27 protein-coding genes are annotated in these 25,147 nt (G+C 40.5%); 25 read left to right on the forward strand and 2 right to left on the reverse strand.

Annotated elements, in window-relative coordinates; genetic code table 11:
- Window positions 1-80: 80 nt before the first annotated feature.
- Entirely contained in the window at window positions 81-1,451 is a 1,371-nt protein-coding gene (locus tag PVE40_RS02040; protein ID WP_274730202.1) for a CitMHS family transporter, read from the reverse strand.
- Between the two features lie 270 nt (window positions 1,452-1,721).
- On the opposite strand from PVE40_RS02040, the gene PVE40_RS02045 reads away from it, so the two are divergent.
- The 14 genes from PVE40_RS02045 (at window position 1,722) to cls (ending at window position 14,878) form a co-directional block, all read left to right on the forward strand.
- Window positions 1,722-2,066, forward strand: a complete 345-nt coding sequence (locus PVE40_RS02045; protein ID WP_274730203.1) for a hypothetical protein — start codon at window positions 1,722-1,724, stop codon at window positions 2,064-2,066.
- A gap of 24 nt (window positions 2,067-2,090) precedes the next feature.
- A complete protein-coding gene (locus PVE40_RS02050; RefSeq protein ID WP_274730204.1) occupies window positions 2,091-2,504 on the forward strand; it encodes a biotin/lipoyl-containing protein in 414 nt (137 codons plus the stop codon).
- A gap of 31 nt (window positions 2,505-2,535) precedes the next feature.
- Entirely contained in the window at window positions 2,536-3,654 is a 1,119-nt protein-coding gene (locus tag PVE40_RS02055) for a sodium ion-translocating decarboxylase subunit beta (protein WP_274730205.1), read from the forward strand.
- 31 nt (window positions 3,655-3,685) lie between these two features.
- A complete protein-coding gene (locus PVE40_RS02060) occupies window positions 3,686-3,817 on the forward strand; it encodes an OadG-related small transporter subunit (RefSeq protein ID WP_274730206.1) in 132 nt (43 codons plus the stop codon).
- A gap of 22 nt (window positions 3,818-3,839) precedes the next feature.
- The gene (gene citC, locus PVE40_RS02065) at window positions 3,840-4,868 is read left to right on the forward strand and encodes a [citrate (pro-3S)-lyase] ligase (protein ID WP_274730207.1); all 1,029 of its coding nucleotides are present in this window, start codon (window positions 3,840-3,842) and stop codon (window positions 4,866-4,868) included.
- A 5-nt stretch (window positions 4,869-4,873) separates the two neighbouring features.
- Window positions 4,874-5,185 carry a citrate lyase acyl carrier protein gene (citD, locus tag PVE40_RS02070; protein WP_274730208.1) on the forward strand — a complete coding sequence of 104 codons (312 nt, stop codon included), beginning with the start codon at window positions 4,874-4,876 and terminating at the stop codon, window positions 5,183-5,185.
- Complete coding sequence (citE, locus tag PVE40_RS02075) at window positions 5,173-6,063, forward strand: citrate (pro-3S)-lyase subunit beta (protein WP_274730209.1); 891 nt, start codon at window positions 5,173-5,175, stop codon at window positions 6,061-6,063. The genes citD and citE overlap by 13 nt, the downstream gene beginning before the upstream one ends.
- Window positions 6,064-6,069: 6 nt before the next feature.
- Complete coding sequence (gene citF / locus PVE40_RS02080; protein ID WP_274730210.1) at window positions 6,070-7,608, forward strand: citrate lyase subunit alpha; 1,539 nt, start codon at window positions 6,070-6,072, stop codon at window positions 7,606-7,608.
- Window positions 7,609-7,621: 13 nt separating this feature from the next.
- Window positions 7,622-8,179, forward strand: coding sequence for a citrate lyase holo-[acyl-carrier protein] synthase (gene citX, locus PVE40_RS02085; RefSeq protein ID WP_274730211.1), 558 nt, complete (start codon window positions 7,622-7,624; stop codon window positions 8,177-8,179).
- 2 nt (window positions 8,180-8,181) lie between these two features.
- Entirely contained in the window at window positions 8,182-9,567 is a 1,386-nt protein-coding gene (locus PVE40_RS02090; RefSeq protein ID WP_274730212.1) for an oxaloacetate decarboxylase subunit alpha, read from the forward strand.
- Between the two features lie 125 nt (window positions 9,568-9,692).
- Window positions 9,693-10,733 carry an aspartate-semialdehyde dehydrogenase gene (locus PVE40_RS02095; protein WP_274730213.1) on the forward strand — a complete coding sequence of 347 codons (1,041 nt, stop codon included), beginning with the start codon at window positions 9,693-9,695 and terminating at the stop codon, window positions 10,731-10,733.
- A gap of 329 nt (window positions 10,734-11,062) precedes the next feature.
- Entirely contained in the window at window positions 11,063-12,739 is a 1,677-nt protein-coding gene (locus PVE40_RS02100; protein ID WP_274730214.1) for a ribonuclease J, read from the forward strand.
- 29 nt (window positions 12,740-12,768) lie between these two features.
- Window positions 12,769-13,350, forward strand: coding sequence for an energy-coupled thiamine transporter ThiT (locus PVE40_RS02105; protein WP_274730215.1), 582 nt, complete (start codon window positions 12,769-12,771; stop codon window positions 13,348-13,350).
- A 79-nt stretch (window positions 13,351-13,429) separates the two neighbouring features.
- Window positions 13,430-14,878 carry a cardiolipin synthase gene (gene cls, locus PVE40_RS02110; protein ID WP_274730216.1) on the forward strand — a complete coding sequence of 483 codons (1,449 nt, stop codon included), beginning with the start codon at window positions 13,430-13,432 and terminating at the stop codon, window positions 14,876-14,878.
- Between the two features lie 93 nt (window positions 14,879-14,971).
- Here cls and PVE40_RS02115 read toward each other — a convergent pair whose 3' ends face one another.
- On the reverse strand, window positions 14,972-15,322 hold the full coding sequence (locus PVE40_RS02115) for a hypothetical protein (RefSeq protein ID WP_274730217.1): 351 nt from the start codon (window positions 15,320-15,322) through the stop codon (window positions 14,972-14,974).
- A gap of 210 nt (window positions 15,323-15,532) precedes the next feature.
- On the opposite strand from PVE40_RS02115, the gene PVE40_RS02120 reads away from it, so the two are divergent.
- The 11 genes from PVE40_RS02120 (at window position 15,533) to rpoZ (ending at window position 25,055) form a co-directional block, all read left to right on the forward strand.
- Window positions 15,533-15,853, forward strand: a complete 321-nt coding sequence (locus tag PVE40_RS02120; RefSeq protein ID WP_274730218.1) for a hypothetical protein — start codon at window positions 15,533-15,535, stop codon at window positions 15,851-15,853.
- On the forward strand, window positions 15,840-17,804 hold the full coding sequence (locus PVE40_RS02125; protein WP_274730219.1) for a V-type ATP synthase subunit I: 1,965 nt from the start codon (window positions 15,840-15,842) through the stop codon (window positions 17,802-17,804). Before PVE40_RS02120 ends, PVE40_RS02125 begins: the two co-directional genes overlap by 14 nt.
- A gap of 17 nt (window positions 17,805-17,821) precedes the next feature.
- A complete protein-coding gene (locus tag PVE40_RS02130) occupies window positions 17,822-18,307 on the forward strand; it encodes a V-type ATP synthase subunit K (RefSeq protein WP_274730220.1) in 486 nt (161 codons plus the stop codon).
- 25 nt (window positions 18,308-18,332) lie between these two features.
- Window positions 18,333-18,920, forward strand: coding sequence for a V-type ATP synthase subunit E (locus PVE40_RS02135; protein WP_274730221.1), 588 nt, complete (start codon window positions 18,333-18,335; stop codon window positions 18,918-18,920).
- A 14-nt stretch (window positions 18,921-18,934) separates the two neighbouring features.
- Complete coding sequence (locus PVE40_RS02140; protein ID WP_274730222.1) at window positions 18,935-19,939, forward strand: V-type ATPase subunit; 1,005 nt, start codon at window positions 18,935-18,937, stop codon at window positions 19,937-19,939.
- A complete protein-coding gene (locus PVE40_RS02145; protein WP_274730223.1) occupies window positions 19,929-20,240 on the forward strand; it encodes a V-type ATP synthase subunit F in 312 nt (103 codons plus the stop codon). Before PVE40_RS02140 ends, PVE40_RS02145 begins: the two co-directional genes overlap by 11 nt.
- 18 nt (window positions 20,241-20,258) lie before the next feature.
- Window positions 20,259-22,043 carry a V-type ATP synthase subunit A gene (locus PVE40_RS02150; protein WP_274730224.1) on the forward strand — a complete coding sequence of 595 codons (1,785 nt, stop codon included), beginning with the start codon at window positions 20,259-20,261 and terminating at the stop codon, window positions 22,041-22,043.
- Window positions 22,036-23,412, forward strand: a complete 1,377-nt coding sequence (locus PVE40_RS02155) for a V-type ATP synthase subunit B (RefSeq protein WP_274730225.1) — start codon at window positions 22,036-22,038, stop codon at window positions 23,410-23,412. The genes PVE40_RS02150 and PVE40_RS02155 overlap by 8 nt, the downstream gene beginning before the upstream one ends.
- 4 nt (window positions 23,413-23,416) lie before the next feature.
- Complete coding sequence (locus tag PVE40_RS02160; protein ID WP_274730226.1) at window positions 23,417-24,049, forward strand: V-type ATP synthase subunit D; 633 nt, start codon at window positions 23,417-23,419, stop codon at window positions 24,047-24,049.
- 189 nt (window positions 24,050-24,238) lie between these two features.
- Window positions 24,239-24,850, forward strand: a complete 612-nt coding sequence (gene gmk, locus PVE40_RS02165) for a guanylate kinase (protein ID WP_274730227.1) — start codon at window positions 24,239-24,241, stop codon at window positions 24,848-24,850.
- Between the two features lie 7 nt (window positions 24,851-24,857).
- Window positions 24,858-25,055, forward strand: a complete 198-nt coding sequence (rpoZ, locus tag PVE40_RS02170; protein WP_274730228.1) for a DNA-directed RNA polymerase subunit omega — start codon at window positions 24,858-24,860, stop codon at window positions 25,053-25,055.
- Window positions 25,056-25,147: the final 92 nt, after the last annotated feature.

The raw sequence follows: 25,147 nt of genomic DNA on the forward strand, positions 1-25,147 counted from the left end.
TATTGAACCGCCGTATACGGATCCGTACGTACGGTGGTGTGAGAGGTCGGAGCCGTGAGGCTCCTCCTACTCGATTTATTTTATTTGAACAGAGGAACTGCTCCAGTAATCGCTGCGACAGCAATGAAGATAATGAAGACTCCAGATGCCCATTTCGCAGATTCTTTTTGCCATTCGCCCATATCCAAACCAGTAAGGTTAAGAAGAAGGTAAATGAAAGCAACAAGTGGGCTAAGTAAGTGGAATGCTTGACCTAACAAGGACGCAATTCCTAATTCAAGTGTAGTGAAGCCGTATTGTGCTCCAGCTTCAGCCAACACTGGAAGTACGCCGTAGTAGAATGCGTCGTTTGATAGGAAGAATGTACCAGGAGCAGATAGAACTGCAACCAATAGGCCCCACCAACGTCCGAAACTTTCAGGGATAATTGATGTCAAGCTGTCAGAAAGAGCTAGTGCCATTCCAGAGTTTGTAAACAGACCCATGAAGATACCAGCACCAAGGACAAGGATTACTACTTGAACAGCGTCTCCAGCGTTGTCTTGGATCCGGTTCTTTTGGTCTTTCAACTTATCGTAGTTAATAACAAGAGCTAATGCGGTTCCAACTAAGAACAAGAATACAGAAGGGAATGTTCCTCTGATTAACATGAAGATCAAAGCGATGGTCATGATTGCGTTAATCCAAACTTTATTCGGACGTCTCAATGCCAATTCTTTTGGATCGTCAACACGAGTTAATTCTTCGATTTCTGTGTCGCTCAGTTCAACAATACCGATGCGTTTTCTTTCTTTGATACCAAGGTAGTAGGCTACACCAAGCATGAAGAGGATAGAAGCAATCATTCCTGGTACAAGTGCTTGAAGTACTTCACCTTCGTCAAGTGCTAGAACGGAAATAACACGTGCTGTAGGACCGCCCCAAGGAAGCAAGTTCATGATCGTGTTCATCATAATAATCAAAACACCTAAGTTCATCATTTTCAGATTCAACTTTTTGTAAATCGGAATAAATGCCGTACAGGTAATCAAAGTAGTCGTTGTTCCGTCACCATTCAATGATACGGTTGCTGCAACGACTGCTGTAGCGATTAATACTTTAACCGGGTCACCGTTGGCAAATTGAATCATTTTTTTCGTTACTGGATCGAATAGACCCGCATTCAACATAATGGCAAAATACAAAATAGCAAATAGTAACATAATTGCTGTGGTTGATACATCTTGAATACCAAGAACAGCCCATTCACCAATAACCAAGATTTGATCAATAATCGTTGGGTTTTGTACTTCCAATAATTCTGCGGCTTGAGGGCCGTATAAACCGAAAAATGATCCAACTAATGCAAATGCAATTGGAACAAGAATTAATGCAGAGAAAGGAGTTAATTTCTTTCTCATAATGAGAGTCATAAAGACAATAATCATAGCCCATGCTAAAAACGTTAACATTTTGTTCACTCCTCTATTTTTTTTGAACAAGCTCAGTATATTCTAAAAAAACGGTTCCAACTATACATCAAAGTGGAAAAAACACCAAAAAAACCCCTTCAAACTCGAGTTGAGAAGAAATGGAGCAAGAAAACCGAAATAAAGGGCATTCCCATTAACTTTTTTGAATAAACCAGCATTAAAACAGCAAAAACACTTTAAAAACAAGGACTTTTTCCTCTCGTCTCCTATAATGTAAGTGTAACCAAGAATAGAAAAGGAGGGCACCAAATGGGTTTCTTTGATTGGTTAAAAAGATCAAGCCGAAAAGAAGAACGTAATCAGGAAACAAGTGAACCAACCTCTACACAAAGTCAAGTTCAATCTTCACCTGCAACCGTTCCCCGCAGAACAATCGATTTTACTTTACCAGTGACAGAGGAAGAGCGCGAACTTATTTCTGTGATTGTTTCTTCCATTGCGGCCGGAAATTACTCAGATTCGACATTTCAGATTACCAATGTAACCCGAATTGATACGGATAAAGAAATTGCCGCCGCCATCGCAGCAGCAATTGCAACAGAGAATCATCCAGATTCACAGTTTGTATTGAAGAGTATCGAGAGAATAAGTTAAAAAATATAGAAAGAAGGAATTAATATGTTAAGAAAGTTTCGTATCAAAATCAATGAAAAAGAATACATGGTAGAAATGGAAGAGCTAACACCAGGCGCATCTCAAATGCAAAGCCAACCCGTTGAATCCATGGTGCCAAATCCAACACCAGCTCCAGCAGCTGCGCAACCTGCACCGGCACCAACGCCAGAACCAACTCCTGCTGCACAACCAACAACGGGTGAAGGTGAACCGATTGAATCACCAATGCCAGGAAACATTTTAGATATTCGAGTAAGTGTAGGCGATACCGTTAGCGAGAACCAAGTAGTTGCCGTTCTAGAAGCAATGAAGATGGAAAATGAAATCGTTGCCCCTCGAGCAGGTACAATTACAGCAGTTACGGCAACGAAAGGTAGTCCAATTGATGTAGGACAACCAATCGTATTTATCCGTTAATTTTTAAGTAAAGATATGGAGGATTATGAAATTGGAAACAATTGTGGATGGTATTTTATCCGTAACGGCTGGTCAACTGACCATGATGGTTATCGGAGTAATTTTAATGTATTTAGGTATTAAAAAAGAGTACGAACCGACTTTGCTCGTACCGATGGGATTGGGAGCTATTTTAGTAAACTTCCCCAACTCCGGATTGGTGACACAACCGGGTAGTGATGCAAAAGGAGTACTAAATATTCTTTTTGAAGCAGGAATTGAAACAGAACTCTTCCCATTGCTTATCTTTATCGGAATTGGCGCAATGATTGACTTTGGTCCGTTGTTGCAAAATCCATTCATGTTCTTGTTCGGAGCTGCCGCTCAGTTCGGGATCTTCTTTACAATTATCGTAGCAGTTTTATTCGGCTTTAACTTAGAGCAAGCAGCTTCGATCGGGGTAATCGGGGCAGCAGATGGACCAACATCCATTTTCGTCGCCAACGCACTGGCGCCAGACTTACTTGGCCCCATTACAGTCGCTGCTTATTCCTATATGGCACTTGTACCAATTATTCAACCAGCTGCAATCAAATTGGTTACAACTGAAAAAGAAAGAAAAATCCGCATGCCTTATAAAGCAGCACAAATTTCTCGTTCAACTCTAATCTTCTTCCCGATTATTGTAACGATTGTTGCAGGATTTATCGCACCCGCATCGCTACCACTTGTCGGATTCTTGATGTTTGGTAACTTGTTGCGTGAGTGTGGCGTATTGAATCGTCTGAGCCAAACTGCTCAAAATGAATTGGTTAACCTGGTCTCCATCTTGCTTGGTTTGACCATCGCAGTGAAAATGACTGCAGATCAATTCTTGAATTTACAAACGTTGATGATTATCGCATTTGGATTAGTTGCTTTCGTAATGGATACAATCGGTGGTGTATTGTTTGCTAAATTCTTGAACTTGTTCAGAAAAACAAAAATCAATCCAATGATTGGTGCAGCTGGAATCTCCGCATTCCCAATGTCTGCTCGTGTGGTTCAGAAGATGGCAATCGATGAAGACAAACAAAACTTCCTACTGAACTTCTCCATTGGAGCGAACGTTTCAGGACAAATTGCATCTGTTATTGCTGGTGGTTTGATATTGTCTTACTTCGGAGGCTAATCATCCGATTTATCAAGAAAGGAGCTTATTGATGTCAATAAATATGGACAACTTAGTTGGTGCATTTGAAATTCTACTATTTGGCTGGCCAGGAGTTTTCTTGGTTCTCTTCATCCTTTATGTGGTGAGTCTAGGACTGCTGAAATTCTTCCCAAAGAAATAGATGATAGAAAGGAGACATTCTGATGGAACATGAAATCAAACGCCTGTGGATCAAAAAAAGTACCAAGGCAAGAGAAGACTGGGAATGGTTATTGAACCAAGCGCATATTCGCCCGGAAGAAACTGTGGACTACACGGTAGCTATGTATGACGGAGATGGAATCATCGCAACAGGATCCCTTCATCAGAATGTGCTCAAATGTATTGCCGTTTGCAAAAAATATACGGGAGGCGGGGTAATAAATACCCTGATCTCCCATTTAATGGCAGAAGTTTTTGACCGTGGTTATGCTTCTTGCTATGTGTATACGAAGCCTGATGCGGTTCAATCCTTTCTGTATTTAGGTTTTCAAGAAATTGCTCGTGTACCTAATCACCTTGTGTTTTTAGAAAAATCTACCAAAGGATTTCCAATTTTCTTGAGCGAGTTAGCGAAAGAAAAGCAGGAAGGGAAGAATATTGCGGGAATCGTGATGAACGCGAATCCGTTTACCCTAGGGCATCAATATTTAGTTGAAAAAGCTAGTAAAGAAAATGATGTAGTTCATGTATTTGTCTTATCAGAAGATTTATCAGTTTTCCCAAGTGATATTCGTATGCAACTAGTAAAAAAAGGAACAGAACACCTCAAGAATGTTTTTGTTCACGGAACGGGCGACTACATGGTGTCTGCCAAAACGTTCCCATCCTACTTTTTAAGAGAAGATGCAAATGTAACGGAAATTCAAGCGCGTTTAGACGCCATTATTTTCCGGGATCATATTGCTCCTAGCTTAGCCATTAATCGACGCTATGTAGGTGATGAACCATACTCCTTTGCGACCAATATTTATAACGGTGCATTAGAAGCGGAATTTGCTGGTTCTCTTGAACTGCTTATCATTTCTCGTAAGGAAGCGGAGAAGGAAGTCATCAGTGCCTCACGCGTTCGTGCATTAATAAAAGAAAATAAAACAACAGAGACTGAATCCCTGTTGCCAAAAACAACTTATCAATTCCTACTCACCGAAGACGGTAAAAAGATTATCCAACGAATCCAACAGAAGGAGTGACAATATTGATTATTGAAAGACAAGCAATCGCAGGAACCTTAGAATCCTCCGATTTACAAATTATCATTGACAAAAATGATGGCCATGGAATTGAAATCGACTTGCAAAGTAGTGTGGAAAAACAATTCGGCAGAAGAATTCGTGAAGTATTAATGGAAACATTGAAGAACTTAAAAGTAGAAGATGCAAAAGTTGTAGTAGTGGATAAGGGCGCGTTAGATTGCACCATTATCGCTCGTACGATGGCTGCTGTCCATCGTGCTGCTGGTATTACTTCTAACTACAATTGGGAGGGATTTGAAGAATGGAACGTTTAAGAAGAACCATGATGTTCGTTCCTGCGAGTAATGCAGGGATGTTACGAGATGCTTATATTTACGGTGCTGACTCCATTATGTTTGACTTGGAAGACTCCGTTTCCTTAAAAGAAAAAGATACCTCCCGTTTTCTTGTTTATCAAGCAGTGAAAACAATTGATTACGGTAACACAGAATTAGTAGTTCGAATCAATGGACTAGAAGAGGGCGGCCGTGATGACATTCATGCAATGGTACGCGCAGGAATCGATGTCATTCGCTTGCCTAAAACAGAAACTGCTCAAGATGTGATTGACACAGAAGCCGTTATTGAAGAAGCAGAAAAACAATGCGGTCGCGAAGTAGGTTCCACACGGATGATGGCTGCGATTGAAGGACCAGTCGGTGTGCTAAATGCTCTTTCCATCGCACAATCCAGCAAACGACTCATCGGGATTGCGCTTGGAGCGGAAGACTACGTAACTGCTATGAAGACAAGACGCTTCCCAGAACGTAACAGTGAAGAATTATTCTTTGCTCGCTCTATGATTATTCATGCAGCACGTGCAGTTGGAATTGCTGCTCTAGATACTGTATTCTCTGATGTAAATGATGAAGAAACCTTCCGTAAAGAAGTAGAATTTGTAAAACAACTTGGTTTTGATGGGAAGTCTGTCATCAATCCTCGTCAAATTCCAATCGTGAACGAAGTATACACCCCAAGTGAAAAAGAAATTAACAACGCCATCGATGTAGTGAACGCGATTGAAGAAGCAGAAGCGAAAGGTTCTGGCGTAATCGCATTGAATGGGAAAATGATTGATAAACCAATTGTAGAACGTGCTGAACGTACGTTGATGTTAGCCGAAGCTGCTGGGGTTTATAAGAAGGGAGAATAAGTAAACATGCCATTGAACAAATTTGGAAAAGATATTCCTGCTGAAATTACCGAGCAATTTGGTGAATTCGAAGGACAATTCGCAAGAAAACCACAATACAAAAGAGCTGCTGGAACAGTAGAAGCCATTCTCCCAGGAGAAACGAAACTACTTGATTCCGTTAAAGATGCCATTATTAAATCTGGATTGAAAGACGGCATGACCATTTCATTCCATCACCACTTCCGTGAAGGAGACTTTGTTCTCAACATGGTGATGGATGAGATTGCGAAGTTAGGCATTAAAAACTTAACGCTTGCTTCCTCTTCATTAGCAAATGTACACGAACCACTAATTGAACACATCAAAAATGGTGTCGTTACAAACATTACTTCCAGCGGACTACGCGACAAGCTAGGTGCTGCCATCTCAAACGGCTTAATGGAAAATCCAGTCGTCATCCGCTCGCATGGTGGACGTGCACGTGCCATCGAAATGGACAATATTCATATTGACGTAGCATTTCTTGGTGCGCCAAGTTCAGATGCATACGGAAATGCAAACGGCTCTCACGGGAATGCAACGTGTGGTTCACTTGGATACGCCAAGATTGATGCGGAATTTGCGGATAAAGTGGTCATTATTACCGATAACCTTGTTCCTTATCCAAACACACCAATCAGTATCCCGCAAAACCACGTTGATTATGTAGTAAAAGTTGATGCCATTGGTGATCCAAACGGAATTGCAAAAGGTGCGACTCGTCTAACAACAAATCCTCGTGAACTACTGATTGCCCAAAACGCAAATAAAGTCATTACAAAATCTCCTTACTACAAAGAAGGCTTCTCTTTCCAAACAGGAACGGGTGGTTCAACCTTAGCTGTAGCTCGTTACTTGCGTGAAAGCATGATGAAAGACGGCGTAAAAGCAAGCTTTGGTTTAGGTGGATTAACCAAGCAAATGACGGACATGTTAGAAGAAGGCTTAGTCGAAAAAGTTATTGACGTCCAATCATTTGACCGCGGAGCAGCAGCTTCCTTAAAAGAAAACGAACACCACTATGAAATCAGTGCTTCTTTCTACGCGAATCCTGGAAACAAAGGAGCAGCAGTCAACCAACTAGACGTGGTGATCTTGTCTGCATTAGAAGTGGATACTGATTTTAATATTAATGTAATGACAGGATCAGATGGTCTCATTCGTGGAGCTTCAGGTGGACACAGTGATACAGCAGCGGCAAGTAAGCTAAGTATTATTTGTACCCCATTAATCCGTGGAAGAATCCCATGTATCGTAGACGAAGTAAATACCGTCATCACACCTGGTGAAAGTATTGACGTAGTGGTAACGGATATTGGGATTGCTATTAATCCTCGCAGAACAGACTTAATCGAAAGTCTCAAAGGAATTAGTGTACCAGTTTACACAATTGAAGAGCTGAAAGAAAAAGCGTACCAAACAGTAGGAACACCCGATCCAATCGAATACGGTGAAAAAGTTGTAGCCGTAATCGAATACCGCGATGGATCTGTGATTGATGTCGTTCGTGAAGTAAAAGAATAGAGGAAGAATCCATATGAGCAAATCACCGTTTTTTTCATCCGGCAGGGAGCCATCTTTGGAGGAGGTACTGGAGACAAGAGAGCAGCGATCAATTCTTCAAACCAAGTTGTCTGCGAACTATCCAAACGCTACTGTAGTTGCCTTGAAGTGTAACATTCCTGGTCCCGTAAAAAACAATGATTCCATTCGGCAATTATTTGAAATCGGCAAATGGGAAATCGAACAAGTCATCCAAAAGAATAACTGGCACATCCACTATGAAAAGACGGTGATTCTCCATACGGGACCTGAATACTTTGTGGTAGTCCAAGCCGAACCTCAACACGTAAAAAAGGAAATGATTCAAATTGAAAATGGGTCTTCCATTGGTCGCTTGTGGGATATGGATGTGCTTTATCAAGAAGCAAACCAACCCCAAACGATGGACCGTTTGAGTATCGGGCAGGGCCCCCGCACTTGTTTTATTTGCGAACAACCAGCAAAAGCATGTGGCAGAAATCGAACGCACACCGTTTTCGAACTGCTTCAACAAATGGATAAAATGATTCTACAAGATGGGAGAGTGAAGTAATCGTGCAAAAACAAGTTCAATTCATGGATACGATTCTCCGTGACGCACATCAAAGCTTAGTAGCGACTCGTATGTCTACCGAACAAATGCTGCCGATTTTGGAAGAACTGGATCAAGCAGGCTACTATGCCTTGGAAGTATGGGGTGGAGCAACCTTTGACAGTTGCTTGCGTTACTTGAACGAGGATCCATGGGAAAGACTAAGAACGATTCGGAAGCATGTAAAAAATACCAAACTTCAGATGTTACTAAGAGGGCAAAACCTACTGGGCTATAAGCACTATCCAGATGATGTAGTAGAGAGCTTCATCGAAAAGGCAATTGAAAACGGAATTGATATTATTCGCGTATTCGATGCACTGAATGATCTGCGTAATTTAACAACTTCTGTTCGAGCAATCAAGAAATTTGGTGGGCACGCACAATGTTGTATCTGCTACACCTTGAGTGATGTGCACACGAACGAATATTACGTAGCACTTGTAAAAGAAATGGAAGAAATGGGAGCAGACTCGATTGCAATTAAGGATATGGCAGGAATTTTAACTCCAGCCAATGCATACTCCTTAATCAAAGCAGTGAAAGCTGTAACCAATTTGCCTATTCACGTTCATACGCATACAACTAGTGGGATTGCAGAAATGACCTACTTGAAGGCAGTAGAAGCAGGCGCAGATATCATTGATACCGCGATTTCGCCATTCTCTGGTGGAACAAGTCAGCCTGCTACAGAATCCATGGCCATTACGCTAAAAGAGCTTGGTTATGATGTGGCACTTGATATGGACCGCCTGAAGGTAATTGCAGACCATTTCCGTCCAATTAAAGAAGAATTCCGTGAAAAAGGTATCTTGAATCCAAAAGTAATGGATGTTGAACCAAACACCTTGTTGTACCAAGTACCTGGCGGAATGTTGTCTAACTTGCTATCTCAACTAAAAGAAGCGAAAAAAGAAGACAAGTACGAGCAAGTATTACAAGAAGTACCCGTTGTTCGTGCTGAACTAGGCTATCCACCGCTTGTGACGCCGATGTCTCAAATGGTTGGAACCCAAGCGGTTATGAATGTTTTGAGCGGCGAACGCTACAAAATGATTCCAAAAGAAATCAAAGACTACGTAAAGGGATTATATGGTCAACCACCTGCACCGATTTCAAAAGAAATGCAGCAAAAAATCATTGGTGACGAAGAAGTATTGTCTGCTCGTCCCGCCGATTCACTTGCTCCAAAAATGGCGGAATTGCAAGCAGAGTTGGGTGATTTAGCAGAATCTACCGAAGATGTATTGATGTATGCGTTATTCCCGAACTTAGCTTTGCCGTTCTTAAAGAAACGGAAAGACCCATTCCACGATGTACCGATTCAAAATGTTACGGTTTTATTTTAGACTATCTGTATAAGAAGCTGGAGAATGATTCCAGCTTCTTTTTTCTTTATGAGAAAAGTAATTAGAAAACACTCATTTTGTGGTACAATAGATGGACATCAATAAAAGTGGAGCGTGATTACCTAATGAAAAAATATAACCTAGCTGTTGTCGGAGCTACGGGAGCAGTTGGACAAAAAATGATTCAGTTGCTAGAAGACACAGCGATTCCTGTTGGTTCCTTAAAATTGCTTGCATCGAAACGTTCTGCTGGAAAGAAAATCCCTTTTCGTGGTCATGAACTTGTCGTAGAGGAAACAACAGCGGATTCTTTTAGTGGAATCGACATTGCTCTTTTCAGTGCAGGAGGGGCGATTACAAAGTCTTTTGAACAAGCTGCACGTCAGAGTGGAGCGGTTGTCATTGATAATACGAGTGCTTTTCGGATGGATGAACAAACTCCGCTTGTGGTTCCTGAGGTGAACCCCGATGCGTTACACACACATCAACAGTTGATTGCCAACCCGAATTGCTCGACAATCCAGATGGTTGTAGCCCTCAAACCAATTGAAGAGGCATTTGGCTTGGACCGTGTCATTGTGTCTACCTATCAAGCCGTGAGCGGAGCAGGATTGGAAGCATTGGACGAACTGGATCAACAGAGTGAACAGATGCTGAACGGAGAAGATGCGGTTGAGGCAGCGATTCTTCCAGCTGCTTCAGACAAGAAGCATTATCCGATTGCCTTTAACGTGATTCCTCAAATCGATGTATTCGGCGAAGATGGCTATACATTGGAAGAATGGAAAATGATTAATGAAACGAAGAAAATCATGGGACGACCTGACTTAAAGGTGTCTGCTACTTGTGTACGTGTTCCTGTGAAATATGGACACTCCGAATCGGTCTATGTCGAAGTGAAAGAAGACGGAGTAACAGCGGAATCCTTGCGTGAAGTTTTACGGAACGCACCGGGAATCACCTTACAAGATGATCCAACCAATCAAGATTATCCACTAGCTCTTCATGCTGCTGGGCAAAAAGATACATTTGTCGGGCGCATTCGCAAGGATCCGAATGATGAAAGAGGATTCCATTTGTGGATTGTCAGCGACAATTTAGTCAAAGGGGCAGCTTGGAACTCGATTCAAATTGCTGAAAAGATGATTGAAATGAAGTTGTTATAGAGAGGAGGGACTCGTTCCCTCCTTTTTTCTTCTATATAAAGCAAGCAAACGGATTGGAAAAAACGTTTTGTCAGACTCTTTTTTTGCATTTTAGTACATAATTTTCATGAATATTGTATAATGGGAGAAGGATAAATTTGATTGAACGGTTTATACAGTCTGTATGATTTGAAAAAAGAAAAATGATCAAGAGTCTTCTTCGTGATGAGACTTGAAACGATTGCGCTTCTAAGGATAGAACAAAATCGTCTGAAGCCTCAACCCAACTAGAAGTATTGATAGAAAGTCTTTTTCCTAAAAGGACAGCGAAAAAGAAGAAGAGGTGCAATATGAGTAAGATAAAAATCATTCCCTTAGGTGGAGTGCGTGAAAATGGTAAAAATATGTATGTAGTAGAGGTGGACGAGCTTATTTTCGTAATGGATTGCGGCTTGTTGCATCCAGAAACTGAGTTATTAGGGATTGATGTGGTCATCCCCGACTTCACTTACTTAGAAGAAAATAAAGCCAGAATTGCTGGGATTTTCCTAACGCATGGTCATGAGGATGCGGTAGGAGCTCTCCCATACTTTTTAGAGAACATTGATGCTCCAGTCTTTGGTACTGAACTAACGATTGAGCTGGCTAAAATTGATGTAGAGAGTACAGGATTAGCGCCTGGCTTCAATAATTATCACGTGATCAATGAAAAAACAGAGATTGAATTTGATAATGTAACGGTTAAATTTTTCCGTACCACCCATTCAATCCCAGATTCTGTAGCAATCTGTCTCGATACAAAAGAGGGCGCCATTGTTTATACAGGAGACTTCAAGTTTGACCAAAGTGCAACGAAGATGTATCGTACAGACTTCGGACGCATTACCGAGATTGGACAAAACAAAGTTCTGGCTTTATTGAGTGATTCGAGCGATGCAGAATCAATTGAAGAGAATGTCAGTGATTTACGTGTAACAGAAAAAATTATTGATACCTTTAACAATGCAGGTGGACGTGTAATCGTATCATGCGTAGCAAGCAATATTATGCGAATTCAACAAGTATTCGATGCTGCTTACCAAACCAGACGGAAAATCTTCCTAACAGGTTCCAAGTTGATCGAAACCATCGATGTAGCGATTAAACTTGAAAAGTTGATCCTGCCATCAAAAGAAGTACTGGTAACGGAGAAAGACTTAAGCAAATATCGTGATGATGAACTGGTTATTTTGGAAACGGGGCAGAGTGGAGAGCCAATTGAAACCTTGCAACGCATGGCAACGAATAAGCATAAACAAGTGAATATCAAGGAAGGCGATCTTGTTTATATTACAACAACTCCATCAACTGCGATGGAAACACTGGTTGCTAAAACAAAGAATATGCTTTACCGTGCAGGTGCAATGGTTGAAGAAATTTCCGATAACTTAAAAGTCTCAGGACATGCGACACCGAATGACTTGAAATTAATGATGAACTTACTACAACCACAATACTTTATCCCTGTTCAGGGAGAGTACCGTTTGCTTGCTGCTCATGCAGAATTGGCGAATGAAGTAGGCATTTCCTTCAAGAATATCTTTATCCCTGGAAAAGGGGATGTTATTGAATATGCAGACAACAGAATGAGGATGTCTGGTCAAGTTCCGGCAGGCAATGTATTGATTGACGGAATCGGAGTAGGCGATATTGGAAATATTGTTTTGCGCGACCGGAAACTGCTCGCTGACAATGGAATTTTTGTTGCGGTAGTAACCATCTCTCGCCGTCAAAGCAAGATTCTCTCAGGTCCAGAAATTATTTCTCGCGGATTTGTTTACATGAAGATGAGCGAGGAATTGATTAAGGAAAGTGCGGATATTACTACAAAAGTAGTGGAAGAAAACTTAGAGAAAAAGGATTTTGACTGGGCAACGCTTAAACAAGAAATTCGTGATTCGTTAAGTAAGTTCTTGTTTGAAAAAACAAAACGTCGTCCCGTAATCTTGCCGATTATTATGGAAGCATCCAGTTACGTAAAAGAGTAATTTATTATAGTAGAGGAGCGAATAGATGAATGGGTTCAAGTAGCTTAAAAGGATGGATAGAAGGAATCGCAGCTGCGATTGTTGCGCTCCTTTTAACATTTATCTCTCTACCAATAGGAGAATACACCATTGCATTGGCAGTGATTCCGTTGGTATATATTAGTTTAAGAAGAGGACTGGTGCCTGGATTATTTGCTGGTGCCTTGGCGGGTATTCTTGCCTACCTGTTTACTAGCACAGGTGACGATGTTGCGTCGAATATTGTTCGAGAATTTGGTCCTCTGGCATTTATTGGAATCAGTGGTTTTTTTGCAAAGTTCACTCAACGTACCTTGCACAATAAGCGATTTTCCAATGCTGCCTTAAATATTACGACTGCATCATTCTTTGGTGCGTTCATTTACTTCGTTTGGATCTTGATTGATTCGGTTTTACTAAACGAAAATTCAATTATATCCTTCCTTCAGGTGGACGGAGTTTCTTTCTTGCTGACCTTCGCTACTACAGCAATTCTGTTGCTTGTACTTGCTAAGGCAGCACCAAACATGTTTGTCCCGAAAGATACCCGTTTCCTTAGCAGGAAAGAGAAATCAAGACTACTAAATGATTAATGTGCAAGAAGAGATAGGAATTTGAATTCTATCTCTTTTTGTTATTCTTATAGAAACAATCAGGAGCGGAGTGAGTGCAATGAATATATGGCAACAGGTTCTTCTTCTATTTTTCATTTTCAATATTATCGGTGCCATCTATACCGTGTTTCATGAAAAAAGAGATGTCGCAGCTACTTGGGCGTGGCTTCTGACATTGACTCTATTGCCCGGCATTGGGTTCATTATTTATTTGTTTATCGGCAAGAAAATGACTGCTGGGCAGATTTATGACATCAAGATGCAAAAGAGTTTGGGGATGTCCGAATTAGCAGTGGTGCAAAAAGAACTGCTGGAAGAAAACGAAGGGGATGGACCAGGAGACGATGACGAAAATCTTGTTAATACGGCTATCTTATTTCTAGAGAGTGATGAATCCATCCTAACCAGAGGAAACAAAGTAGAGATTCTTACAGACGCAGACCTTAAGTTTCAGCAATTTATTGCCGATATAGAAAGAGCGCAGAGCCATATCCATCTGTTGTATTACACCTTTCGTTCGGACACACTCGGCAGAAAAATAGTAGCTGCGTTAGAAGAACGAGCCGCTGCTGGTGTAGAAGTATTAGTTGTTTTCGATGCATTAGGTTGCAGGGGTAATGATCGACACTTTTTCTCACGGTTGGAGGAATTAGGCGGTAAAACACACGTATTCTTTGGTTCTCGCATCCCATTTGTGAACTTGCGGATGAATTACCGAAATCACCGTAAAATCATGATAATTGATGGAAAAGTAGCATACATGGGCGGCTTCAATATTGGGAAAGAATACATTGGGAAAGGGCCGTTAGGCAATTGGCGCGATACCCACATGCGTATCCAAGGGAACGCCGTACTGACCCTGCAGAGCCGATTCTTTATGGATTGGAATGCTGTTGTCTCTGAAGCAGACCTAAAAGGAGACGAAGACCGGTATTTTCCGATTGCGCCCAAAGTGGGAAATACAGCCATGCAGATTGTAGCAAGTGGACCGGAAAATGATGTGCAAGCCATTAAAATGGGTTTCATCAAGATGATCAGCCAAGCGAAAAAATCAATTTACATTCAAACACCTTACTTTATTCCAGACAGCAGTGTACATGAAATCATCAAAATTGCCGCTTTATCGGGTGTAGAAGTAAATATTATGATTCCGGCTAAACCAGACCATCCGTTTGTGTACCGAGCAACCGAATACTTCGCGAAAGACATTCTGGAGTATGGAGCAAACGTCTTTATTTATAAAGATGGATTCTTCCATTCAAAAGTATTAATCGTGGATGAGGAAATCTCCAGTGTAGGGTCGGCAAATATGGATGTACGAAGCTTTAAGTTGAATTTTGAAATTAATGCGTTTATGTACGATTCAAAAATTGCTCAAGAACTGATTCATCACTTCAAACGGGATTTACAAAAGAGCCAGCAAGTGGATGCCGCTTATTTCCAAAAGCAATCCAAATGGCGTAAATTCAAGCAATCGTTCTCCAGATTGTTGTCCCCGATTCTTTAAGGGTAAAAATTGGTACAAAAAGACCCGAAGGATGTGTAATCTCCTCCATCTTTAGGATGGGGGGAGATGGAACGCTTCGGGTCTCCCTTTATTTTAGGAAACGGCAGGATTCAGTAATTGGATAGATAGAATTTGCTCGACTTTTAAGAGATGTAAAACGGAATGGTTGTGGGAGTAAAAAGTGATTTGCTTCTTTTGATTCACTCTTGTACGGAAGGTTCCTTTTAAGAGCGATCGTGTATACTTCCCATTTGGTAATTTCTGTTCAATTGTAATGGAAACAAGTTGATTCTTCTCATAGGCTTGATGTGCAAAGCGGATGACTTGATATAAAGGCATTACGGTCTCCGTAAGAGCAGGATTCGTAATTGATTGGATAGAAGATGGCTGTTGTGAAACTTCTTTTAGAAAGGAGCGAAAAGGATTTTCAAAGTAGTTTTCCATGTCAGTGCCTCCGAACGTCTGTTTGTATATCCTTATTATAGAACATCTGTTCGTAAATGCAAGTAAAATTTTTTTTCGTTCTTTTTCTTCCTATTAACTATATTCTTTTCGAAGGTCGATTCGGATCACGGAGGTTTGAATGATTGTTGAAAAGGGGCTATAATATTATTATTAGTGTTATTATTTTTAGAAACGGCGGGGGTGATATGCTTGAACACAATTGAAGAAGTAAGAAGAATAGAGCAAGAAGCTCAAGAGATGAAACAGTCTTATGAGCAGAAGTTAACAGATATGGAGAAAAATACTACGACAAAAATTGCTGAGATGAAAGCAAACATCGATCGAGATTTACGCGATCTCCAAAAAAAGCAAGATCAAGAGCGTGATGAAAAGTTGCAACAGTTAGAAAGAAAATTTGACAAGGAAACTGAACAAGAAACTCAGTCACTCGAACGTCTCTATAAAAATAAAGAAAGCACACTTGTCGATATTGTTATTAAAGAGGTGATGAAACAGTATGGCAATCGCTAAAATGAAAAAAATGATGCTCATTTCGCATCAAAGCAACAAAGACACGATTATGCAGACGATTCAAGGAGTTCAAAGCATTGAGCTAATTGACCTGTCCAGTGAATACGAACAGGCACCATCCATCGATTCTACTGAGAAAGCGAGAATCGAAAAAGAGATAAAAGGCTTAGAAAATGAGTATGACGATTTACAAAGTCAACTTCATTTTCTACAAGAATATCTACCGAAGAAATCTATGCTGGCAAAAATGCGTGAACCAAGAGCGGCTCTTACAATGCTGGAATTGGAAGAAAAAACAGCCAACGTCAATCGAGAGGAAACTCTTCAAGTAGTAAGAGAAGCACGTTCTGAATTAAAAGTGATTAACCAAGATTTACGCCGTCTTCAAGAAGAGGAAGATTTCTTGTCGAAGTGGCAGAAATTGACGTATGTTCCCAATCAAGCATCCTCAAATGACTATGTTCAATCCTTAACTGGAACGATTCCCCAAACTACCTCTGATGATTTCATTCGCCATTTACGAGAAAGTCATTTGTTCTTCTTGGAAGAAGTTTTTCAAACAAAAGAAGAGTACGGAGTGACCGTTGTTTTTGATGCGAGGGAACAGCAGGAAGTACGCCAGTTATTAGAAGAAAATCATTTCTTCCGTTTGGAGTATCCTTTCAGTCAAACGCCGAAAGAAGAAATTACTCGGATCCAGAACGAGATAGGAGAACGAAAAGCTCGAAAAAAAGCCATTCAAGAAAAATTATCGAAACAAGATGATGTAGAATGGTCACTCAAGCTTTTAGTAGAAATGAGCTATTCCCACTTGCAACGTCTACGCGGAAAACTTTTACTGATTGACGAGCCAAATCTATTTGTATTAGAAGGATGGATTGAAGCAAAGAAAGTGCCTTGGATCCAAGAAGCAATCTCTGCACAGCTCTCATTAGAAAGCTATGCCCTTTTGGTAGATGATGTAAAAGAAGAAGAATATGCGAGTGTTCCAATTGTATTGGAAAATAATAAATTTGTAGCACCATTTGAAAACATTACAGCGATGTACAGCATGCCAAAATATAATGAAATCGATCCTACGCCATTCCTGATGCCTTTTTATTTTGTGTTTTTCGGAATGATGGTAGCGGATGCTGGTTATGGATTGTTAATGCTAATTGCTACAACGGTTGCACTGAAATTTTTCCACTTGAAAAAGGGAATGCAGAAGAACATGCAATTCTTCCAACTTCTCTCTTATGCGACCATTATGTGGGGATTAATTTATGGTTCCTTCTTTGGCTTAGAACTGCCGATTGTCCCATTATCCATCATGGATGATGTCAATACGATTCTGTTGATTTCCGTTGTTTTTGGAGTCATTCAAATCTTGCTTGGCTTAGGGATAAAAACGTATTTGTATTTGCGAGATGGAGATTTGCATAGTGCAGTTTCAGAAGGGATTGGCTGGCTGACAATTTTTGCTGGTATTATCTTGCTAGTTGTTGCAAACCTCGTAATTCCAAACCAAACCTTATCTACAGTTGGTGGCGGAATCGCCATTCTTGGTGCCGTAGCGATTATTGTAGCGTCTGCTTTAGCTACTAAGAACAAAGCATTGGGAGTTGGGGTTGGTCTATATAACTTATATGGGATTACCGGTTATGTCGGTGACATCGTTAGTTATACCCGTTTGATGGCTCTTGGAGTTTCAGGAGGAAGTATTGGGTTAGCATTCAATATGATTATTGAGTTCTTGCCACCAGCTGCAAGGTTTACAGTAGGAATTCTCCTGTTTATCGTATTGCATGCAGTGAATATCGGGTTATCAAGTTTGAGTGCTTATGTGCATGGTGCCCGACTGATGTTTGTCGAATTTTTTGGTAAGTTTTATGAAGGTGGAGGAAAATCCCTCGAACCTTTACGCACGTCAGAAGAATATATTGATTTAAAAAATAATTTTGAAAGATAAAATGGAGGAATAAAAACATGGAAAACCAAACATGGCTACAATTTTTTATCGAGAATAACGGAGGATTTATCTTTGCTGCCCTAGGAATTGCTTGTGCTGTAATCTTTGCTGGATGGGGTTCAGCTCGTGGAGTAGGGATGACCGGTGAAGCGGCTACTGCTTTGATTAAAGAACAACCAGAAAAATTTGGTAAGTCTTTGATTCTACAACTACTTCCAGGTACGCAAGGTTTGTATGGATTCGTTATTGGTTTCTTAATTTACTTGAATATGTCTCGTGACATGGCTTTCCAAGATGGCTTGTACATGTTGATGGCTGCTCTACCAATTGCTTTTACTGGTTTAACTTCTGGTATCGCTCAAGGACGCGTAGCAACTGCTGCTCTACAAATTTTGGCAAAAAGAGAAGAACACAATACAAAAGGGATTATCTATTCTGCGATGGTTGAAACCTACGCGATTCTAGGATTTGTTATTTCCTTCCTACTAGTTCTAAACGGTTAATCATGAATGGAGGGATGAGGGGTCTATGAAAGAATTAGAAGCACTATCAAGTCAAATATTGAAACGTGTGAAAGAAGAAGGACAACAAAAGGTTGTTGAAAAGGAACAAGAGCTATCTTTGAAGCTGGAAGAAAGTCGGATGCGTTTTGTAGAACATCAAAGAGTGCAAACGGAATTGATGGAATCTCGTAGTAAAGAAGCTTTCGAACGTCAATCACAGTCTCTGGCGAATGCGAAGAGAAATAAACTGCTAGCCGAAAAACAACGAATTTTATCAAAGGTTTATCAAAGCGCAATTGAAAAAATGACAGAATGGGATGAAGTAACGTTCCAGTCATTTGTTCAATCGGTCTTAAAACAATTTGATGCTTCTGATTTGAACATTGTTCCAGGGAAGAAAACAGCACACTATTTCACACCTTCATTCGTATCTTCATTAGAAGAAACCAAACCAGCTCTTACGATTGCTTCTGAAACAATTCCGAATAAAGCTGGATTCATTGTGGAAGTGGGCGGCATTGATTATAACTTCTTCTTTGATCAAATCGTTGCAGAAATTAAGAAAGATTTCTCACCGAAATTAGCCTCCCTTGCATTTGAAGAAAATGAATAAGGGGTGAAGGATGAATGAAAGATATTGATTACAAAGGAATCAATACATTAATCCGGACTTACGAGCTCCGACTCTTGAAATCAGAAGAGATGGAGCGAATCTTGAAAGCCAGTAACTTGAGTCAAGCGCTGGATGTTTTGAATGGTACCGAGTATGACTTCGACCGCGAAGAAGTACTCCGTACGAAAAACATCAATGAGTTCTTGTTGAAACACTTAGCTGATGTATATCAAGATTTATTCGAAATCGTTCCAGATCCGGAAATCATTGAATTATTTACATTGCGCTATACGTATCACAATCTAAAGGTTTTACTGAAACAACATTTCTTAGGTGAAGATTTAGAGCATTTACTCATTCCAATTGGCCGTCAAAGTCTGGAATCGTTGAAGACTTTAGTTGAAACGGGTGAAAGTGATCAAGCCCATCCGATTATGGTAGAAGCGATTCAAATGGCAAAATATGATTATGAAGAGAGAGAATTAATAGAAGCCGTAACGGTTTATATGGATACGTACTACTTCCGTCATCTGCGAGACATTACCAATCGCGTAGACGATTCTTCCATTACGAATATTACAGACACAATTATTGATCTCTATAATCTAAGTTCTGTCGTTCGCAGCACCAATCAAGGGAAACCGCGCAGTCACTTATACGCGATCTTGTCTTCAGCCGGTTCGATTCCTAAACAGGCGATTATGGATGAATTAATAAATGGTCCTATCGTGCTCTTGCGCAATCTATATAGCGGGAAGCCTTATGGCAATCAGTTAGAATCTGTTATTGTCGATAACAAAGAAATCGATACGTTGAAACTAGATAAACTCATGGATGACCTTATCCATGAAGTTGTTTCAGAAGGGCTATACCAGCCATTTGGCCCAATGCCAGTTTTAGGATACTTATATGCAAAAGAAACAGAAGTTACGAATCTGCGTCTCTTATTAGTAGGCAAGGACAATGATATTGAAGAAGGAACATTAAGAGAGAGGGTGCGACAAGTTTATGGCTCATAAAATAGGCGTAGTCGGTGATAGAGATTCCATCCTCCCTTTTAAGATACTCGGGTTCTCGGTATTTGCTTCTAGTACACCTGCAGATGCAAGAGAAACCATTGACCGCTTAGCTGGAGAGAAATACGGCATCATTTATCTGACTGAAGCACTCGCTGCTGAAATTCCAGATACCATCAAACGGTACGATGCGATGCTTACCCCAGCCATTATCTTAATTCCAAATCATAAAGGTTCATTAGGAATCGGCAAAAATCGAATTCAAGATAATGTGGAAAAAGCGGTTGGACAGAACATTTTATAAATTTGGGAGGGAACTTATTTGAAAAATGGAAAAATAATTAAAGTTTCCGGTCCTTTAGTCATGGCAGAAGGCATGGAGAACGCAAACATTCAAGATATTTGTCGAGTAGGAGAATTAGGCCTAATCGGTGAAATTATTGAAATGCGGAAAGATGTTGCCTCCATTCAGGTATATGAAGAGACTTCAGGTATTGGACCAGGAGAACCAGTTGTAACGACAGGAGAAGCATTGTCAGTTGAATTGGGACCTGGAATTGTTTCACAAATGTTTGATGGGATTCAACGTCCACTGAACACATTTAAGGCCATTTCAAACAGTAATTACTTAGTACGTGGAACGCACGTAGATCCACTGGACCGGACTAGAGAATGGGAATTTGTAGCGACCAAACAAGCTGGTGATCAAGTCGTTGCCGGCGATATCGTAGGAACCGTACAAGAAACCAAAGTTATTCAACACCGGATTATGGTGCCTTATGGCGTTGAAGGAACAATTGTTTCCATCAACAGCGGCAATTACCGTTTGGATGAAGTCGTTTATACAATCCAAACAGAAACAGATGTTAAAGAATTTACTATGATGCAAAAATGGCCCGTACGTCGTGGTCGTCCGATTCAACAAAAATTAAATCCACATACCCCTTTGTTTACAGGGCAACGGGTTATTGATACCTTTTTCCCTATTACAAAAGGAGGATCAGCTGCTGTTCCTGGACCATTTGGAGCTGGTAAAACAGTTGTACAACACCAAATCGCTAAATTTGCGGACGTTGATCTCGTTGTTTACGTAGGTTGCGGGGAACGTGGGAACGAAATGACCGATGTACTGAACGAGTTTCCAGAGTTGATTGACCCGAATACTGGTGAATCGCTGATGGAACGAACCATCTTGATCGCAAATACCTCTAACATGCCCGTAGCGGCTCGTGAGGCATCCATCTATACTGGAATCACCATTGCGGAATACTTCCGTGATATGGGCTATAACGTAGCAATCATGGCAGACTCTACATCTAGATGGGCAGAAGCGTTGCGTGAAATGTCTGGTCGTTTGGAAGAAATGCCTGGGGATGAAGGATATCCAGCATACTTGGGAAGCCGAATCGCTGAATACTACGAACGAGCTGGCCGAGTAATTGCACTTGGAAGTGAAAAACGTGAAGGAAGCATTTCTGCTATCGGTGCGGTTTCACCTCCAGGGGGAGATACTTCTGAGCCGGTTACTCAAAACACTTTGCGTGTTGTAAAAATATACTGGGCTTTGGACGCTTCCTTGGCGCAAAGACGTCACTTCCCGTCTGTAAACTGGTTAACTTCCTATTCGCTCTATAATACGGAAGTAGGTACCTATATGGATTCTCATACAGGGACAGATTGGTCGAAAAAAGTTGAACATGCAATGAATCTCTTACAAAAAGAATCAGAACTTGAAGAAATTGTTCGTTTAGTCGGAATTGAGTCTCTATCTGAAAAAGACCGGATGACAATGGCAATTGCTGAAATGATTCGAGAAGATTTCCTTCAACAAAATGCTTTTGATGATGTAGATACTTACACGTCTCAAGAAAAACAACAATTAATGCTAGAATTGATCTTAGGTTTTGAAGAAGAAGCACGAGAAGCGATGCGTCTTGGTGCCTACTTCCAAGAAATTATGGATGGAACAGAAAACTTACGTGACCAAATTGCTCGTAGTAAGTTCATCCCAGAAAATCGCTTAGAAGAAATGAAACAAATCAAAACAGATATGAAAGAAACCCTACGGAACATTCTTGCTGAAGGAGGAATGACGAAAAATGCTTAAAGAATATAAAACTGTAACAGAAGTCGTCGGCCCTCTGATGGCTGTCGAACAAATCGAAGGGGTTAAGTTCGATGAGTTAGTTGAAATTCAAATGCAAAATGGCGAGATACGTACTGGTCAAGTTCTGGAAGTTTCTGGAGACAAGGCAATGGTACAAATCTTTGAAGGTCCTGCAGGAATCAATATTAAAGATACAAAAGTGCGTTTCAGAGGGAAACCTCTATCGATTGATGTATCGGAAGATATGGTAGGGCGCGTATTTGATGGAATGGGACGGCCAATCGACGGCGGTCCAGATATTATTCCTGAAGCTTCCTTAGATGTGAATGGTCAACCAATCAACCCAGTGGCACGTGACTACCCCGATGAGTTTATCCAAACGGGGATTTCTGCGATTGACCATCTGAACACATTAGTACGTGGACAAAAGCTACCCGTATTCTCTGGTTCTGGACTCCCTCATAAAGAGTTAGCTTCTCAAATTGCTCGACAAGCTACCGTGCTAAACAGCGATGAAAACTTTGCTGTTGTATTTTGTGCAATGGGAATTACGTTTGAAGAAGCTGAATATTTCATGAACGATTTCCGTGAAACTGGAGCAATTGATCGTTCTGTTATGTTTGTAAACTTAGCAGATGATCCGGCTATCGAGCGGATTGCTACTCCTAAAATGGCTTTGACCGTTGCAGAATACCTGGCCTTCGAAAAAGGAATGCATGTACTCGTAATCTTGACAGATATGACAAACTACTGTGAAGCTTTACGTGAAATTTCTGCAGCAAGAAGAGAAGTACCTGGACGTCGTGGTTATCCTGGTTACTTGTATACCAATTTATCCACCTTGTATGAACGTGCAGGGCGTTTAATTGGTCGCAAAGGATCGGTAACGCAAATTCCAATCCTATCCATGCCAGAAGATGACATTACGCATCCAATTCCTGACTTGACCGGTTATATCACAGAGGGACAAATTATCCTTTCTCGTGATCTATACAATGCCGGTGTGAAACCACCGATTGATGTTCTTCCTTCCTTGTCTCGTTTGAAGGATAAAGGAACAGGACCGGGCAAAACGCGTGAAGACCATGCAGCTACAATGAACCAGTTGTTTGCGGCTTATGCGGAAGGAAAACAAGCAAAAGAGTTGGCAGTAATCTTAGGTGAATCAGCTCTTTCACCAGTTGATAAACTGTATGTAGAGTTTACCAATCGTTTTGAGGAAGAGTACGTTAACCAAGGCTTCTACACGAATCGTACGATTCAAGAAACATTGGACTTAGGTTGGAAATTATTGTCCATTCTGCCGCGTACTGAATTGAAACGAATTAAGAATGAGATGATTGAAGCGTTCATGCCGGAAGGAGAGTAATCCGATGGCCCGATTAAATGTGAAACCGACCCGGATGGAGCTGTCGAACTTAAAAGATCGACTACAGCTTTCTACCCGGGGACATAAGCTCCTAAAAGATAAGCAAGATGAGTTGATGCGTCAGTTTATTTCTCTAATTAAGAAGAACAATCAACTTCGTGATGAAGTGGAGCAGCAATTAACAGAATCCATGCGTGAATTCGTAGTAGCGAAATCTTTAATCAATGAATCATTTATTGAAGAGCTATTCGTTGGTGCGGAAACGAATGTGGAACTAAACATTCATGAAAGAAACATCATGAGTGTCATTGTGCCGCAAATGGATTTTGAAGTGAAAGAAGCAGAGGTTTCTTCTGATATTCAATACGGCTACTTGAATTCAAGCAGTGAACTGGATAATGCAATCGAACGAATCGAAGGAGTCTTGCCTAAATTGCTGGAATTAAGCGAAGTAGAGAAAACCTGCCAGCTGATGGCAGATGAAATTGAAAAAACCAGAAGACGCGTAAATGCACTAGAATATCGAATGATTCCTCAACTACAAGAAACCATTCGCTATATCCAAATGAAACTAGAAGAAAATGAACGTTCTTCGATCGTTCGAATGATGAAAGTCAAGGATATGGGAATCAGCTAAAGATTATAAGAAAGGCGGGAGTAATGTCCTGCCTTTTCTTATTATGTTCTATTAAATGAAAAGAAAATGAAAATTTATTGTGAATCTAGTCCGTTGAGTTTTCTCTTTGACTTATTTGTGTTACACTAATTGGAAACAAAAATGGCGAAGAGCCATGGGTTAGATTATAGATGGATGGTGGGTTAACGAATGACCGAAAAGGGTTTATTAATCGTTTTATCGGGACCTTCAGGTGTAGGTAAAGGAACCGTTAGAGAAGCGATTTTTTCACAAGGAGAACGCGAATTCATGTACTCAATTTCTGCAACAACACGGAATAAACGTGTCGGTGAAGTGGACGGAGTAGATTATTTCTTTAAGACAAAAGAAGAATTCGAACAAATGATTGAAAAGCGGGAATTGCTTGAATATACCGAGTATGTAGGAAATTATTACGGAACGCCAATCGATTATGTGCAAAAAACATTAGACTCTGGAAAAGACATTTTCTTGGAAATTGAAGTTCAAGGCGCTATGCAAGTGAAAGAGCGCATGCCAGATGGAATTTTCATTTTCTTGACACCGCCGGATATGACTGAGTTAGAGGCTCGTATTCAAAATCGTGGGACAGATGAATCCCCAGCAATTCGCCAACGGATGGAAAAAGCCGTTGAAGAGTTAAATTTAATGCGTTATTATGATTATGCGGTAGAAAATGACACCGTTGAAAATGCCGTTAAAAAAGTTTTAGCAATTATTCAAAGTGAACATCTAAAAGTTTCTCGTATCCTCGAATCGAAAGAAAAACCAGAAAAGGAGTGATGAGAAAATGATGCTATATCCATCAATTGATAAATTATTACATCAAGTTGATTCCAAATATTCAATGGTTATTCTAGCTGCAAAGCGTGCTCATGAGCTACACAACCAAGCAGAACCATTAGTAGAAGAATACAAGTCCCATAAACACGTCGGTCGTGCTCTAGAAGAGATTGCAGCTGGTGAAATTAAGATTCAGAAAGACTAAATAAACCATAAAAAGAGAAACTGCTGTTTTTGACTATCAAAAGCGGCAGTTTTTCCTTTTTTGTATGAAATGAGAAATAAAAATAAGGAAGA

Origin of the sequence: Jeotgalibaca caeni, assembly GCF_028863945.1 — a bacterium.
Taxonomy (GTDB): Bacteria; Bacillota; Bacilli; order Lactobacillales; family Aerococcaceae; genus Jeotgalibaca; species Jeotgalibaca caeni.